Origin of the sequence: Agromyces sp. G08B096 (genome assembly GCF_040267705.1) — a bacterium.
Lineage (GTDB): Bacteria > Actinomycetota > Actinomycetes > Actinomycetales > Microbacteriaceae > Agromyces.
On sequence record NZ_CP158374.1, the window covers coordinates 1,900,594 to 1,915,818 of the forward strand.

Consider the following 15,225-nt stretch of genomic DNA (forward strand, 5'->3'; position numbering starts at 1 on the left):
CCCGAGGCTACGCTGATCGCATCATGACCGTGCTCGAGGCTCCGCCCGGCGGCGTGGCGCCGTCGGCGCTGCGGCCGGTGTTCACCGCCCTCCGGCTCGGCTTGCACGTGCTCGTCGTCGGGCTGGCGCTCTTCGTCGTCGTGCGAGCGCTGCTCGCCGACGGACCCGACGAGGTCACGATCACCGTCCTCGCGGTGCTCTTCCTCGTCTGGTATGGCGCCGGCATCGCCGCGGCGCACCGGCACTTCCCGGCCTGGCCGCGGGTGCTCTGGCTCGCCGGGCTCATCGCGCTCTGGGTCGCCCTCAACGTCTTCACTCCCGACGCCGCCTTCCTGGCGTTCCCGCTGTTCTTCCTCGAGCTGCACGTGCTGCCGGCCGCGTGGTCGGTGCCGCTCGTGGTCGTGACGTTCGCGCTCTCGGTGTGGGGCACGACGGTCCACCTGGGCTTCGAGGTCGGCAGCGTGCTCGGCCCGTTCATCGCCGCCGGGGTCGCGATCGTCATCGGGCTCGGCTACCGCGCGATGGCGCAGGAGACCCGTGACCGGCAGGCGCTGATCCTCGATCTGCTCTCCACGCGCGAGGAGCTCGCGGCGGCGAGCCGGGAGGCGGGGTCGCTGGCCGAGCGCGAGCGCCTCGCGCGGGAGATCCACGACACCGTCGCGCAGGGGCTCTCGAGCATCCAGATGCTGTTGCACGCCGCCGAACGCGACGTACCGGATGCCACGACCAGGGAGCGTCTCCGGCTCGCCCGGGAGACGGCCGCGGAGAACCTCGCGGAGACCCGCCGTTTCATCCGGGAGCTCACGCCGCCCGCGCTCGACGAGCAGACCCTGCCCGCCGCGCTCCGGCGGCTGGCGGCGGCGACCAGCGAGCAGGCCGCGCAGGCGGGGCGGCCGACCCGGGTGAGCTTCACGATCAGCGGCGACGCCATCCCGCTGCCGATGGCGCTCGAGGCGACGCTCCTCCGGACCGCGCAGGCCTCGCTCGCGAACGTCCTGCAGCACGCGGACGCGACCCGCGCCGACCTCACCCTGTCCTACCTGGGCGACGAGGTCGCGCTCGACCTCGTCGACGACGGCATCGGGTTCGCCCCCGACGCCGGAGGGGCCAGGGCGGCGGGCGTTGCCCGAGCGGCGGGCGCGGCTCGCCCGGCGGCCTCCGTCGAGGCGGAGGCATCCCGCGGCGGCTTCGGGCTCGCCGCGATCCGTCGCCGGGCCGAGCAGCTGGGCGGCAGCGCGGTCGTCGAGTCCTCGCCCGGCGACGGCACCGCCGTGTCGGTCCGGCTTCCCGTGGAGGCGGCGGGATGAGCATCCGGGTCCTCCTCGCCGACGACCACCCCGTCGTCCGTGCCGGCATCCGTGCCCTGCTCGAGGCCGAGCCCGATCTCGTGGTCGCGGGCGAGGCCGGCACCGCAGCCGAAGCCGTCGCGCTCGCGGCATCCGCCGACGTCGACCTCGTGCTCATGGACCTGCAGTTCCCCGGCGACCTGCAGGGCGCGGCGGCGACCCGGCGCATCCGCTCCACCCCGGCCGCGCCGCGCGTCCTCGTCCTCACGAACTACGACACCGATGCAGACATCCTCGGCGCCATCGAGGCGGGCGCCAGCGGCTACCTGTTGAAGGATGCCCCGCCCGACGAGCTCATCGCCGCCGTGCGCGCGGCCGCCGCCGGCGACACCGCGCTCGCGCCGAGCGTCTCCACCCGGTTGCGCGCCGCCCGCGACGGCGATCACCGGCTCACGGCGCGTGAGGCCGAGGTGCTCTCCCTCGTCGCCGGCGGACGGTCGAACCGCGACATCGGCCGCGAACTCTTCCTCAGCGAGGCGACCGTGAAGTCGCACCTGGTCCACATCTTCGCCAAGCTCGGCGTCGGGTCGCGCACCGCGGCGGTCGCCCGCGCCCGCGAGCTCGGTCAGATCCGAGGAGGCTGAGGATGCCCCGCGCCCGCGTCGTGCTCGTCCACGGCATCCGCACGTCCGCCACGATGTGGCGGAACCAGCTCGCCGTGCTCGCCGCCCACGACCTCGATGTGCAAGCGGTCGACCTGCCCGCGCACGGTCCGCGCATCGGCGAATCGTTCTCCGTCGACGCCGCCGTCGAGACGATCGACGCCGCGCTCAATCCCCCGGCCATGGACGGCGCATCGGGCGCCGATGCCGGATCCCAGGCGGATGCCGCCATCCCGCGGCTCCTCGTCGGCCTGAGTCTCGGCGGATACCTCTCCATCGCCTACGCCGCGCGCCGGCCGCACGGCCTCGACGGACTCGTGGCCGCCTCCTGCGGGACCAGGCCGCGCGGGCTCGCGATCGCCGGCTACCGCCGCCTCGCGGACCTCATCGGACGGCTCCCCGACCGCGGACGCGGGCTGAACGACGCCATGGTCCGCGCCTTCCTGCCGCCCGCGGCGGCCGAGGACGTGATCGCGGGCGGCGTCGCGCTCGACGTCATGGGGCCCGCGCTCGCCGCGGTCGGCGAACTCGACGTCGAGCAGGACCTCTCGCGCATCACCTGCCCGGTGTGGCTGGTGAACGGCCGGTTCGATCACTTCCGCGCCGAAGAGCGACGGATGCTCCGCGCCGCGCGTGACGCGCGGCTCGTGATCGTGCCCGGGGCCACGCACCTCGTGAGCCTCGTGCAGCCCGAGGCGTTCACGGCCGCCATCCTCGGCGCCGTCGCAGAGCTCGAGCGCCGCCGGGCGCTCGTCGCGCGGGTGCGCCGGTCACCGGACTCGCCCCACGACGAGCCGGCGCGTCACTGACCGCTCCGCGGGCGGTCTTTCCCGCATTGGTGCCCTCAGCACGAAGCTGGTATCGTTGCCTGTTGGCTTGCGTGTGGGTCCCACCCCGCACGAATCGCCGGAGGCGAGCCCCTCTACCTCGTCACGGCACTTCCGCACCCACACGAGAACGAAAGAACACCACGTGGCAAACATCAAGTCGCAGATCAAGCGCATCCGTACCAACCTGAAGGCGCAGGAGCGCAACAAGGCCGTCAAGAGCGAGCTGAAGACCGTCGTGCGCGCCGCGCGCGAGGCCATCGCCTCGGGCGACAAGGACAAGGCCGTCGCCGCCGTCCGCGTCGCGAACCGCAAGCTCGACAAGGCTGCCTCCAAGGGCGTCATCCACAAGAACCAGGCCGCGAACCGCAAGTCGGCCATCGCGAAGCAGGCCGCCGCGCTGTAATCGCCTGCGAGTCCGGAACGGGCCCCGCACCTCACGGTGCGGGGCCCGTTCCGCGTTCACGGCGCGCGTGCAGGCGTCACGCGCCTGGGCCGAGTCGGTTGCGGTTCGTCAGTCGCGACCGCGGTCGGCGATGAGGCCGACGAGTCGCTCGAGGGCGAAGACCGGGTCGCGCTCGGCGCCCTTCACCGCCGCATCGGTGGCGGCCAGCGCCTCGATGACCCGCGCGAGGCCGGCGTCCTCCCAGCCGGCGAGGTCGCGGCGCGCGCGATCGACCTGCCACGGCGCGAGGCCGAGGCTGGACGCGAGCTGGCCGGAGCCGCCGCGGACGCCGTGGACCTTCGCCATGGTACGGATCTTCACGGCGAACGCCCCGACGATGGGCACCGGGTCCGCCCCGGAGTCGATCGCCTGCCGGAGCGCGACGAGCGCCTCGCCGTGCCGGCCCGCGATGGCGGCGTCCGCCACGGTGAACGCGGTCGTCTCCACGCGGCCGCCGTAGTACTTCGCGACCGTCGCCTCGTCGATGTCGCCCGGCGCATCCGCGAGCAGCTGCCGGCACGCCGCCGCGAGCTCTCCGAGATCATCGCTGAACGCCCCGACGAGCGCGCGGAGCGCTCCAGGGGCGATACGCCGGCCGGCCGCCCGGAACTCCGCCTGGGCGAAGTCCTGCTTCTCCGCGTCCTTCTTCAGCTCGGCGCAGACGATCTCGATCGCATCGCCGCCGCCCGCGCGGATCGCGTCGAGCAGCTTCTTGCCGCGCATACCGCCGCGGTGCCGGAGCACGACGGTGGTCGACTCAGCGGTGCCCTCGAGGTACTCGAGCGCGTCGACGAGGAAGTCATCGCTGGCCTTCTCGACCGCGGACACGCGGATCAGCCGCGGCTCGCCGAAGAGCGAGGGACTCGCGAGAGTCAGCAGCTCGCCGCGCCGGTACCCGTCGGCCTCGAGGTCGCTGACCTCGAGCGAGGGATCCTCCGAGCGGAGGAAGTCGCGGAGCATCGTGATCGCCCGCTCGGCGAGGACGTCTTCGGCGCCTGAGACGAGCACGACGGGCGCCGGACGCACCTGGTTCCACGCGAGCTGCGGGATCGCCACCCTGCTCCTGGCCGAAGCCGTGCGCTGCGCCACTCTGTCTCCGTTCGCCGTTGCCGCCGCTTCATCCTACGTTCGGCCGCCGACGCGGGCTCACCCGCGCGGCATGCCCGCTGCGGCGGGCGGCGGCGGCGCTCGTTCCGACCACAGCCGGAACCGTCCGTCGTCGACGGAGAGCAATGCCGTGCCGCCGGCATCCGTGCGGACGACGGCCGTACCGGCGGAGCGAAGCAGCTCGAGTGCACGCTCGGTGGGATGCCCGTAGCCGTTGTCGGCCCCGACGCCCACGATGCCGACCGTCGCGGCCGCGTCCTCGTAGACGGCGGCCGACTGGTCGGCCGAGCCGTGGTGCGCCACCTTCACGAGGTCGAAGCCGGTGAGGTGCGTCCGAGCACGCAGCCGGCTCTGCGCCTCCTCCCCCAGATCGCCGAGGAAGAGTCCCCGCCACTCGGCCGCGCGGGTCTCGAGCACGACGCTGGCGTCGTTGCCGGGCGGCTCGCCCTCCGGCGGCCACAACACCGTCCAGGCCAGGTCGCCGAGCACCCCTCGGCGCCCGATCGTGGCCTCGGCCGTGGTCGCCCCGCCGGCGCGCAGCGGGTCGAGCACCCGGGCGGAGCGCGGGCCGTCGAGGGGCCCGTGCAGCACCGCCCCGACGCGGCCGGCCACCGCCGCCGCACCTCCGACGTGGTCGGCATCCCAGTGCGTCAGGACGAGCACGTCGATGCGGAGGACGCCGGTGAGCTCGAGGCAGCGCGAGAGTGCGGCGGGCTCCGGCCCGGTGTCGACGAGCATCGCGCGGCCGCCCGATCGGAGCAGCACGGCGTCGCCCTGGCCGACGTCGCAGGCGGCGACCGCCCAATCGCCGGGCGCGCCCGCCCGCGTGATCGCGGGCCCGCCCACGAGGATCCCGAGCGGGATCGCCAGGGCGACGAGCGTCAGGAGACCGACCGCACGGACCGCCCAGCGCGGTCGACGGTGCGTGGAGACCAGCCAGAGGGACGCGCCGGTGACGCCGGCGAGCAGGATCGCTCCCGGCGCGTCGGGCAGCCAGGGAAGCCGCGCAGCAGGCAGCTCCGCCACCCCATGGGCGACGAGCGCGATCCAGCTCGCCGGTACCCACGCCACCTGCAGCGCAGCGACGCCGACGGAGGGCAGCACCGGCAGCAGGAGGCATCCGACAAGTCCCGCCACCGTGCCGATGGGCGCGGCCGGGCCCGCGAGCAGGTTCGCCGGGACGCCGTACAACGCGAGCGACGCATCGAGCAGGATGAGCACCGGTTGGCATGCGAGCTGGGCGGCGAGCGGCACGGCGATCACCACGGCCAACGGTGCCGGCATCACCCGGGCGAGACGGGTACCGAGTGGACCGGCCAGCAGCAGGAGTCCGGCCGTCGCGCAGACCGACAGCGCGAACCCGTAGTCGCGCGCGTACCACGGATCGGCGACGAGCAGCACGATGACGGCGACGGACAGCGCGGCCACTCCGCCGCCCGTCCGGCCGGTCGCAGTGGCCACCAGGACGACCACGGCCATCGCCCCGGCCCGCACCACGCTCGACTCCGGGGTGACGAGCGCGATGAAGGCCAGCAGGGCGACCAGTGCGAGCACCACCCGCATGCTCCGCGGCAGACGGCACGCAGCGGCGAGGGCGAACGCGAGCGCCGTGACGATCGCGCAGTTGGCACCGGAGACGGCGGTGAGATGGCTGAGCGAGGCGAGCTTCATCGCCGTGTCGAGCTCGACGCCGACTGCTCCCGTGTCGCCGATCGCCAATCCGGGGACGAGCGCCCCGCCGTCTCCGGGGAGTCGCTCGGCGGCGTCAGCGAACGCGCGTCGTAGCTCGGCCGCCCAGTCGAGCACACCGAGCGGCGGCTCGACGTGGACGTCTCCGACCGGCCGGAGGCGGAATCCCTGCGCCTCCGCGGCCTCCACCTGTCGGACGTCGGCGCGGAACGCGACGCCCGCACCGAAGACGAGGTCGCCGCTCGCGTCGGCGTTCACGGTCGCGCTGACCGGCGCGACTTCCGCTCCGCCGACCGCGGTCACACGGACGTCGAAGCGCACCGTGCCGCCGCCGTCCGCGGCCTCGGCGAGCCAGGGCATCGTCGCCGGCGCGACCAGGGCGCGGGGTGCGCTCGTGACCTCCGCGATGATGTCGACGATGGCGTGGTCGGCGGCCGCACGGTGGAGCGGCGAGCCCGCGCGCACCGCGAGAGCGGTCGCGGCGGCGTGCGCCACGAGGGCGGCCGCGACGCACGCGACGACGACGGCCGGCAGAACGACGAGCGCACGCGCCCTTCGCCTCGCCCGCCGCTCGCTCGACCGATTCGCCCGCCGCCGCAGCGCCAGAAGCAGGATGAGCGAGCCCGATGCCGCGCCCCACGCGACGACCGAGACGACGCGCGCGTCGACGCCGGCGTCGGGCGCCCCGACCGCCAGCCAGCCCGCGGCCCACGCCACGCCGGCGGGAACGAGCAGGCGAAGGTCGCGCCGCCGCGCGGTGGGCGGAGGGCCCCCTCCCGAGCCGTTCACAGTGCGACGAGATCGACGAGCCCGGCGAAGGTCGCATCCCCGATGCCGGCGACTTCGCGCAACTGGTCGACGCTGCTGAATCCGCCGTTCGCCTCCCGCCAGTCGAGAATGCGCTGTGCGAGCGCAGGGCCGATGCGCGGAAGGGTGTCGAGCTCGGCGAGCCCCGCCGTGTTCAGGTGGACCAGACCATCGCCGGCTGCGCCGCCGGCGGCGCCTGCCCCGGCGACCCCGCCCGCGCCGCCGGCAGGGGCGACGGGCTCCTGTCCGACGAGCGGCACGAGCAGTTGCTCGCCGTCCGCGACCGGGCGCGCGAGGTTCACCCCCGCCGGATCGGCCTCAGGAGTGAGGCCGCCGGCCGCGGCGATCGCGTCCACCACTCGTGCGCCGGCGGCGAGCTCGACGAGCCCGGGTCGAGCGACGCCCCCGAGCACGTGGACGAGAAGGGCCGGCGCCTCACCGGTCGGGGCGGCTGTGCTGCCGCCCGGGCGGGCGTCCGTCGTCACGTCCGCCGGGGCGGTCGCCGCACCGATCACCCCCTGCTCGCCACCGCCGCCCGCCGTCGCCGAGAGCACCGCCGCAACGGCCACCGCCGCGACGAAGCAGACCACGGCGGCACCGACCGCGACCCTGGTCCGCACGGGCGCTCGGCGCGCCGACGGGGCGAGCGTCGCCAGCGGATCGTCGTCGGGCGCGGAAGCCTGCGGGTCCGGCGAATCGGGCATGCTCGCACGCTACGGTCCGCAGGCACCTCCGCCGGCGCGGCTGCAGCGCACCGGGGACGATCCGGAGGTACCGCGCGCTGTCGAGGGATGGACGCAGGCCGTGGTCCCGCGCCCGCAACCGCGCGCCCGCCCTCGATCCCGCGTCACGGGCGCCGGGCGGTCAGCCGACCGCCCGATATCCGCTCAGCGACGCGTGGCGATGCTCACGATCTTCGGCGCCCGCACGATGACGTTCGCGATCTCGCGGTCGCCGAGCGCGCGCTGCACCGCGGCGGAGTCGCGCGCGAGACGCTCGAGCTCATCCGCGCCGATCTTCGGCGACACCTCCAGGCGCTCACGCACCTTGCCGTCGACCTGCACGACCGCCGTCACCGAGTCCTCGACGAGGAGCGCGGGGTCGGCCTTCCGCCACGGCACGAGGGCGACCGACGGCTCGTAGCCGAGCCGCTGCCACATGTCCTCCGCCGTGTACGGCGCGAAGAGGTCGAGGATCATCGCGATGACCTCGGCCGCCTCACGGACCGCGGGGTCGGCGGCGCCGGGACCGGAGTCGATGGTCTTGCGCGTGGCGTTCACGAGCTCCATGAGCCGGGCGATGACCACGTTGAACTTGTACGACTCGATGAGGCCGGGCGCGTCGGCGAGGAGCCGGTGCGTCTGACGCCTGAGTGCCTGGTCGCCGTCGGCCCAGGTGACATCGGTCGGCGAGCTGACCTCGCCGGAGATGCGCCACGCCCGGGCGAGGAACTTCGACGACCCGGCCTGCGAGACATCCTTCCAGTCGATGTCGTCCTCGGGCGGACCGGCGAAGGCCATCGTCACGCGGAGCGCGTCGGCACCGTAGTCGCGGAGCTGGGAGGCGAACTCGACGAGGTTGCCCTTGCTCTTGCTCATGGCCGATCCGTCCATCAGGACCTGGCCCTGGTTCAACAGCGCTGTGAACGGCTCGGTGAAGCTCAGGTAGCCGCGGTCGAAGAGGAACTTGGTGAAGAACCGGGCGTAGAGCAGGTGGAGGATCGCGTGCTCGACGCCGCCCACGTACTGGTCGACCGGTGCCCACTTCTCGGCCTCGCGGACGTCGAACGCCTGCGTGTCGTCGTTCGCCGACAGGTAGCGGAGGAAGTACCAGGAGCTGTCGACGAAGGTGTCCATGGTGTCGGGGTCGCGCCGCGCCTCGCCGCCGCAGTTCGGGCAGGCGACGACGGCCCACTCCTCGGCCGCACCGAGCGGGCTCGCGCCCTTCGGCTTCAGGTCGAGGCCCGCAGCATCCGGCAGTCGCACCGGCAGCTCGCTCTCGGGAACCGGCACCTCGCCGCAGTCGGCGCAGTGGATGATCGGGATCGGCGTGCCCCAGTAGCGCTGGCGGGAGATCAGCCAGTCGCGGAGTCGGTAATTCTTCGCCGCACGTCCGGTGCCTCGCTCCTCGAGTATCTCGATCGCGCGGCGGATGGCGTTCTGCTTCGACAGGCCGTCGAGCGGGCCCGAGTTGATGAGGCGTCCGTCGCCGGTGAGCGCGATGCCGGTGGCGGCGGGGTCGAGCGGCGGCAGGTCTTCGGGCAGCACCGGGTTGCCCTCGTCATCGGTGGGGATGACGGGGATGACGCCGGTCACGGGCGCGTTCGTGTCGACGACGACGCGCACGGGCAGGTCGAAGGCCCGAGCGAAGTCGAGGTCGCGCTGGTCGTGCGCCGGGACCGCCATGATGGCGCCGTGGCCGTAGTCGGCCAGCACGTAGTCGCTGGCCCAGATCGGCAGGCGCTCGCCGTTCAGCGGGTTCACCGCATACCGCTCGAGGAACACGCCGGTCTTCGGCCGGTCGGTGGCGAGCCGCTCGATGTCGCTCTCGGCGCGCACCGAGTCGAGGTAGCCCTCGAAGCTGCGACGCACCTCCTCCGAGGCGCCCGCGGCGAGCTCGGCGGCGAGCTCCGAGTCGACGGCGACGACCATGAACGTCGCACCGTAGAGCGTGTCGGGCCGGGTGGTGAACACCGGCACCTTCTCGTCGCGCCCCTCGATCTCGAACTCGACGTCGGCGCCGGAGGAGCGCCCGATCCAGTTGCGCTGCATCGAGACGACCTTCGACGGCCAGGTGCCCTCGAGCTGGTTGAGGTCGTCGAGCAGGCGGTCGGCGTAGTCGGTCACGCGGAAGTACCACTGCGTCAGGGCCTTCTTGGTGACGACCGCACCGCAGCGCTCGCAGTGCCCGTCGATGACCTGCTCGTTGGCGAGCACGGTCTGGTCGACGGGGCACCAGTTGACCATGCCGGCCTTGCGGTACGCGATGCCCTGCTTGTAGAGCTCGAGGAACAGCCACTGGTTCCAGCGGTAGTACTCGGGGTCGCTCGTGTGCAGTTCGCGCGACCAGTCGAAGGAGGGCGCGTAGCGGCGGAACGACGCCTTCTGCTGCGCGATGTTGGCGTAGGTCCACTCGCGGGGGTCGACGCCGCGCTTGATGGCGGCGTTCTCGGCCGGCAAGCCGAACGAGTCCCATCCGATGGGGTGTAGCACGTCGAAGCCCTGGTGCCGCCAGTAGCGGGCGACGATGTCGCCGAAGCCGAACGCCTCCGCGTGACCCATGTGCAGGTCGCCGGAGGGGTACGGGAACATGTCGAGCACGTACTTGCGGGGCCGGGTGTCGCCCTCGCGGCCGGCGCGGAAGAGGTCGCGCTCCTCCCACACCGGAAGCCACTTCGCCTCGAGGGCGGCGAAGTCGTATGCCTCGGCGCCGGACGGCTGCGCGATGTCGTGCTCGTTGGCCACGGGTCTCTCAATCGTGTGTGTCGTGCTGATGGGGCCTCGGGCCGGGCCCCGGACCACGGCACGCCGAACACGCGCCGCATGCGAGCTACCAGCCTACTCAATCCGCGGGGGCGGCAGCCGCCGCGAGCACGGCGACGAGCGCCGCGGCCTTCACGCGCGTCTCCTCGATCTCGTCGGCGGCCTCCGAGAGCGCCGTGATCCCGCCGCCCGTGCCGACGGAGGCCCCGTCGGGGGTCAGCACGATCGAGCGGATCACCATCGCGAGGTCGGCGCTGCCGTCGACCGCGAGGGTGCCGAAGGCGCCGGAGTACACGCCGCGCGGGCCCTGCTCCAGCTGGTGCAGGATCCGCATGGCGCTCTCCTTCGGCGCGCCGGTCATCGAGCCGGCCGGGAACGCGGCGGCGACGGCGTCGAGCGCCGTGAGCGGCGGCCGCAGCCGTGCCTGCACGGTCGAGACGAGCTGGTGCACCTGCGCGTACTCCTCGGTGGCGAGCAGCACCGGCACGTGCACGCTGCCGAGCTCGGCCACCCGGGCGAGGTCGTTGCGCATGAGGTCGACGATCATCAGGTTCTCGGCGCGCTCCTTCTCGCTCTCCGCGAGCTCCCGCCGGAGCAGAGCGTCGCTCTCCGCGTCGTGGCCGCGCGGCCGGGTGCCCTTCATGGGTCTCGTCGAGACCGTGCCGTCACGTTCGACGAGGAGGAACTGCTCGGGCGACGCGGACAGCAGCGCGACGTCGCCGAACCGGAGGTAGCCGCCGTGATGCGTCGGGCTCGTCCGCCGGAGTCGGAGGTAGGTCTCGGCGGGATCGGGTCGCGCGTCGACGTCGACGCGGTTCGTGAGACAGAGCTGGTAGGCATCGCCGCGACGGATCGCCGCCTGGCACTCGGCGATCATCAGCGCGTACGCGTCGTGGTCGTGTCGCCACCTGGCGGGCGGCGGCTGCCGCGTCGGTACGCCGGGCGGGCCTGCCGCCTCCGGGGCGGCGGACCGATCGGATGCCTCGCCGCCCGCGCCGGCCCCGCCGGTGCTGTCGCCGCCGTCGCGTCGCAACGCGTCGAGGTCCGACGTCGTCCGGTCGCGCCACTGCTCGGCCGTCTCGTCACCGGGGTCGCCGGGGTCGAGCCATTCGAGGGCCACCGTGCGCCGGGCGTGGTCGAACACGATGGCGCGGTCGACGAAGAGGAACGCGGCATCCGGTGTCGCGGTGACGGCCACGGGCACGCCGAGCCGGGCCGCGCCGAACTCGTACCCGAACCAGCCGATCCAGCCGAGCGCCGTCCTCGCCCGAGCATCATCCGCGATGGCCGCGTCGTGCCGGGCGAGCTCGTCGGCGAGTTCGGCGAGGACGGCGTCGGGCTCGCTGGTCTCGACGTCGGCGAGCACGAGGCGGGTGCGGTCGTGGGCGACGGCGATGACGCTGCGGCCCTCCGCGGCATCTGCGCCGCCGTCGAGCCAGGCGGCGATGGGGGCGTCCGCGGCCAGCGCCCGGAAGACGACCTCGGGGTCGACCCAGCCGGCGAGCTCGCGGACGCGGACGGTTCGGCGCATCCCACCAGCGTAGGCGGCACCGGCCGGAGGCTCGCCGCTGCGGCCTCCGGGGTCAGCCCCGGCCGGTCAGCTCCACCACGCGATCGACACCCGCCGGGACCTCGACCGAGTGCATGATCAGCAGCACGGTTCGTTCGCCCGCCGCGTCGAGCAGGTCGTCGAGCAGTCGCCCGGCGGTGTCCGGATCGACGTTGGCGGTCGGCTCGTCGAGCACCACCACGGGGAAGTCGGCGAGCATCGCGCGAGCGAGGGCGATGCGCTGCGCCTGGCCGCCGGAGACGAGCACCCCGCGTTCGCCGACCGGGGCGTACAGACCGCCCCGCTCGCGCGCCCACTCCCCCAGACCCACGCGGTCGAGCACCGCGAGCAGCTCGTCGTCGCTCGCCGTGTCGCGGGCGAAGAGCAGGTTCTGCCTGAGGTCCTCGTCGAACAGCCAGGGCCGCTGCTCGACGAGGCCGATGCGGCGGCGCACCTCCGCCGGATCCAGCTCCGCCGCCTCGACCCCGTCGATCCGGTAGGAGCCGCCGTAGTCGAGGAAGCGCACCAGCACGTGGGCGAGGGTGGTCTTCCCCGTCCCCGACGGGCCCCGGAGCAGCACGCGCTCCCCAGGCGCGAGGTCGAGATCGACGCCGTCGAGCACGGGACCGCTCGGGGTGCCGGTCTCAGGCCAGGCCGCGCGCACGCCCCGGAGCGCGAGCGTCGGCGCGCCGGCGCCCGATGGGAAGGCCACCGCGGCGGCCGGAGGACGGACGACGCCCGACGGCGGCTCGGCTGGCACGGCGGTCGCGATGCGCTCAGCGCTCACGCGTGCCGTGCGCCAGGCGGCCACGGCCACCGGCACCGCGGCGGCGACCTCGGCGATCGCGAGCGGCACGAGGCACAGCACCGCGAACGCCGGACCGTCGAGGCGCCCCGATGCGAGCTGCGGCAGACCGCCCGCGATGCTCGCCAGCACCGCGATCCCGCCGAGCGCGCTCATGACCGCGGCCGCAGCGCCCGCCGACGCGGCCTGCGCGCGAGTGGCACGTGCCAGGCGTTCGCCGAGGTCGGCGATCCGCGTGCGACTCCGCTCGGCGGCGTCGAACGCCACGAGTGTTTCGAGGGAGGTGACGTGCTCCACGACGGCCGACTGCAGATCGCCGCGGAGTGGAGCGAGCCGCCTCGCGCCCCGGTCCGCCGCGATGCGCTCGGCGAGGACCGCCGCACCGATCCCCACGACGAGGCAGGCGAGCACCCCGAGAGACGAGCCCGGTGCGAGGAACGCGAGTCCCGCCACCGCCGCGACAAGCACGATCGCGGCGCTCACGAACGGCTGCACGGCCCGCAGCGTGACGAACTGGAGATCGTCCACGTCGCTCGTGAACCGCGCGAGCAGGTCGCCGCGGCGGAGCATCCCGAGCCCGTCGGGCGCCGACGGGAGCATCCGTTCGTAGATGCCGGATCGGATCGACGCGAGCTGCCGGAACGCCGCATCGTGGCCGGTCAGCCGCTCGAGATAGCGGAACGTCGCCCGGCCGAGCGCGAACGCGCGGACGCCGACGACGCCGAGCGAGAGGTAGAGGATCGGCGGCTGCTCGGCGGCGCGGGCGATGAGCCAGGCGGATGCCGCGAGCAGGGCGATGCTCGACCCGGCCGAGGCCACGCCCAGCAGGACGACGGGCAGGAGCCGGCGGGCCGGCGGCACGGCCGCCCGGAGCACGGCACGGGTCTCGGGGCTCGACCGGTCAGGCATCGACCAACACCCCCACGGTCGTGATCCGGTCGGCGCGCTCGGCGAGGGGCATCCGGTGCGTCACCACGAGCACGGCGCGGCCGCCGGTCGCGAGCTCACGCAGCCCTGCGGCGAGCGACGCCTCGCGGTCCGCGTCGAGCGCGGAGCTCGGTTCGTCGACGACGAGCAGGCCGAGGTCGCGTGCGAGCAGCCGGTGGATCGCACGTGCGACCGCGACGCGCTGCGCCTGCCCGCCGGAGAGCCCTTCGCCGCCGGCGCCGAGCATGCGGTCCGGCGGCACGTCGTCGACCGCGGCGAGGCGCAGCGCCTCGGCGAGGAGCGCGAGCGGGGCGTCCTCGTCGCCGAGCCGGACGTTCGCCGCAACGGTGCCCGCCATCAGCGCCGGGGTCTGCGCCGACCAGGCCAGGGCGGCGTGACCCGGCCGGTCGACGCCGTCGACGCGGAGCACCCCGTCGGCCTCCGCGAACCGGAGCAGCGCGGCCACGACGCTCGACTTGCCCGACCCGCTCGGGCCGGTGAGCGCCACGATCTCGCCGCGGCGGACCCGGAGGTCGACGCCATCGACGACGACCCGGTCCCCGCGGCGCACGGCGAGCCCGCGGAGGACCAGTCCCCCGTCGCGGTCGCCGACGTCCGCACGCGAATCCCGCAGGCCGGCCGCCGCGCCGCCGTCTCCGTCTTCGGTGCCCCGGCGGGAGGTCGGGCGCGCCGCCGCACCGGCGAGCAGATCGAGCGCATCCTGCGACGCCGTGACTCCCGCCGCGGCCGAGTGGAACGCGGCCCCGACGTTCCGGAGCGGCAGGAACACCTCCGGTGCGAGCACCAGCACGAAGAGCCCGATCGCGAGCGACAGCCCGCCGTCGACGAGCCGCAGCCCGATCGACACGGCCACGAGCGCGACCGAGAGGCTCGCCGCGAGCTCGAGGGTGAACCCCGACAGGAAGGTGACGCGGAGCACCTTCATCGTGCCCCGCCGGTACTCCTCGGTCACCCGGCGGATCCGGTCGGCCTGGCGGCGCTCGCGACCGAACACCATGAGCGTCGACAGCCCCCCGAGTACCTCGAGGAACGCGCGCGACAGCGCGGCGAGGCTCTCCCACTGCCGGCGCTGCACCGCTTGCGTCGCGAGCCCGATGAGCGCCATGAACACGGGGATGAGGGGCAGGACGAGCACGAACGTGAGCCCCGAGAGCCAGTCGGCCGCCCACGCCGCCACGATGAGCGCCGGCGTCGCCACCACGGCGAGCAGCAGCTGCGGAAGGTACCGCCCGAAGTACTCGTCGAGGGCGTCGAGCCCGGGGCCGAGCAGAGTCGCGGTGCGCGCGCTGGAGAAGCCGGGCACTCCTTCCGGTCGGGTGGTGAGGGCCGCGAGCAGCTCGGCCCGGAACTCCGCCTTCACTCGCTGAGCGCCCCACGAGCTCGCGATGTCCCACCCCCACGCCGCGGCGGCGCGCACCACCACCGCGCCGGCGACGACGGCCGCGTGCACCGGCGCGTCCAGGGCGTCGCCGTCGATCAGCCCGGCGACGAGGCCCGCGAGCGACCAGGCGAACGCGCAGACCGCGAGCGTCTGCACGCCCGCGAGCGCGGCGCCGACGGCGAGGAACCGTCGGGCCGCACGCGAGCGGCGGATGAGCCTCGGGTCGAGCGGTTTCAC

Annotated in this window: 11 protein-coding genes; 4 read left to right on the forward strand and 7 right to left on the reverse strand. The window is 74.2% G+C overall.

Features of this window, described 5'->3' with window-relative positions:
- Positions 1–23: 23 nt before the first annotated feature.
- The 4 genes from ABIQ69_RS09205 to rpsT all read left to right on the forward strand — a co-directional run bounded on the left by ABIQ69_RS09205 (position 24) and on the right by rpsT (position 3,181).
- Positions 24–1,307 carry a sensor histidine kinase gene (locus ABIQ69_RS09205; RefSeq protein WP_350346824.1) on the forward strand — a complete coding sequence of 428 codons (1,284 nt, stop codon included), beginning with the start codon at positions 24–26 and terminating at the stop codon, positions 1,305–1,307.
- Positions 1,304–1,930: a response regulator transcription factor gene (locus ABIQ69_RS09210; protein ID WP_350346825.1), complete on the forward strand. Its 627-nt coding sequence runs from the start codon at positions 1,304–1,306 to the stop codon at positions 1,928–1,930. Before ABIQ69_RS09205 ends, ABIQ69_RS09210 begins: the two co-directional genes overlap by 4 nt.
- Positions 1,931–1,932: 2 nt before the next feature.
- Entirely contained in the window at positions 1,933–2,757 is an 825-nt protein-coding gene (locus tag ABIQ69_RS09215) for an alpha/beta hydrolase (RefSeq protein ID WP_350346826.1), read from the forward strand.
- A 163-nt stretch (positions 2,758–2,920) separates the two neighbouring features.
- On the forward strand, positions 2,921–3,181 hold the full coding sequence (gene rpsT, locus ABIQ69_RS09220; RefSeq protein WP_350346827.1) for a 30S ribosomal protein S20: 261 nt from the start codon (positions 2,921–2,923) through the stop codon (positions 3,179–3,181).
- Positions 3,182–3,289: 108 nt separating this feature from the next.
- Here rpsT and holA read toward each other — a convergent pair whose 3' ends face one another.
- From holA to cydD, 7 genes are all read right to left on the reverse strand, one after another.
- Positions 3,290–4,276: a DNA polymerase III subunit delta gene (gene holA, locus ABIQ69_RS09225; RefSeq protein ID WP_350346828.1), complete on the reverse strand. Its 987-nt coding sequence runs from the start codon at positions 4,274–4,276 to the stop codon at positions 3,290–3,292.
- Between the two features lie 90 nt (positions 4,277–4,366).
- Positions 4,367–6,733: a ComEC/Rec2 family competence protein gene (locus ABIQ69_RS09230; RefSeq protein WP_350346829.1), complete on the reverse strand. Its 2,367-nt coding sequence runs from the start codon at positions 6,731–6,733 to the stop codon at positions 4,367–4,369.
- Positions 6,734–6,801: 68 nt separating this feature from the next.
- A complete protein-coding gene (locus tag ABIQ69_RS09235) occupies positions 6,802–7,527 on the reverse strand; it encodes a ComEA family DNA-binding protein (RefSeq protein ID WP_350346830.1) in 726 nt (241 codons plus the stop codon).
- Positions 7,528–7,710: 183 nt separating this feature from the next.
- Positions 7,711–10,287 carry a leucine--tRNA ligase gene (leuS, locus tag ABIQ69_RS09240; protein WP_350346831.1) on the reverse strand — a complete coding sequence of 859 codons (2,577 nt, stop codon included), beginning with the start codon at positions 10,285–10,287 and terminating at the stop codon, positions 7,711–7,713.
- Positions 10,288–10,384: 97 nt separating this feature from the next.
- The gene (locus ABIQ69_RS09245) at positions 10,385–11,836 is read right to left on the reverse strand and encodes an anthranilate synthase component I family protein (protein WP_350346832.1); all 1,452 of its coding nucleotides are present in this window, start codon (positions 11,834–11,836) and stop codon (positions 10,385–10,387) included.
- Positions 11,837–11,888: 52 nt separating this feature from the next.
- On the reverse strand, positions 11,889–13,568 hold the full coding sequence (gene cydC, locus ABIQ69_RS09250; protein ID WP_350346833.1) for a thiol reductant ABC exporter subunit CydC: 1,680 nt from the start codon (positions 13,566–13,568) through the stop codon (positions 11,889–11,891).
- The gene (gene cydD, locus ABIQ69_RS09255; protein ID WP_350346834.1) at positions 13,561–15,225 is read right to left on the reverse strand and encodes a thiol reductant ABC exporter subunit CydD; all 1,665 of its coding nucleotides are present in this window, start codon (positions 15,223–15,225) and stop codon (positions 13,561–13,563) included. Before cydD ends, cydC begins: the two co-directional genes overlap by 8 nt.

Coding starts and splice junctions, on each gene's coding strand:
- ABIQ69_RS09205 (WP_350346824.1), top strand. CDS start 24: ATGACCGTGCTCGAGGCTCCGCCCGGCGGCGTGGCGCCGTCGGCGCTG.
- ABIQ69_RS09210 (WP_350346825.1), top strand. CDS start 1,304: ATGAGCATCCGGGTCCTCCTCGCCGACGACCACCCCGTCGTCCGTGCC.
- ABIQ69_RS09215 (WP_350346826.1), top strand. CDS start 1,933: ATGCCCCGCGCCCGCGTCGTGCTCGTCCACGGCATCCGCACGTCCGCC.
- ABIQ69_RS09235 (WP_350346830.1), bottom strand. CDS start 7,527: ATGCCCGATTCGCCGGACCCGCAGGCTTCCGCGCCCGACGACGATCCG.
- ABIQ69_RS09245 (WP_350346832.1), bottom strand. CDS start 11,836: ATGCGCCGAACCGTCCGCGTCCGCGAGCTCGCCGGCTGGGTCGACCCC.
- cydC (WP_350346833.1), bottom strand. CDS start 13,568: ATGCCTGACCGGTCGAGCCCCGAGACCCGTGCCGTGCTCCGGGCGGCC.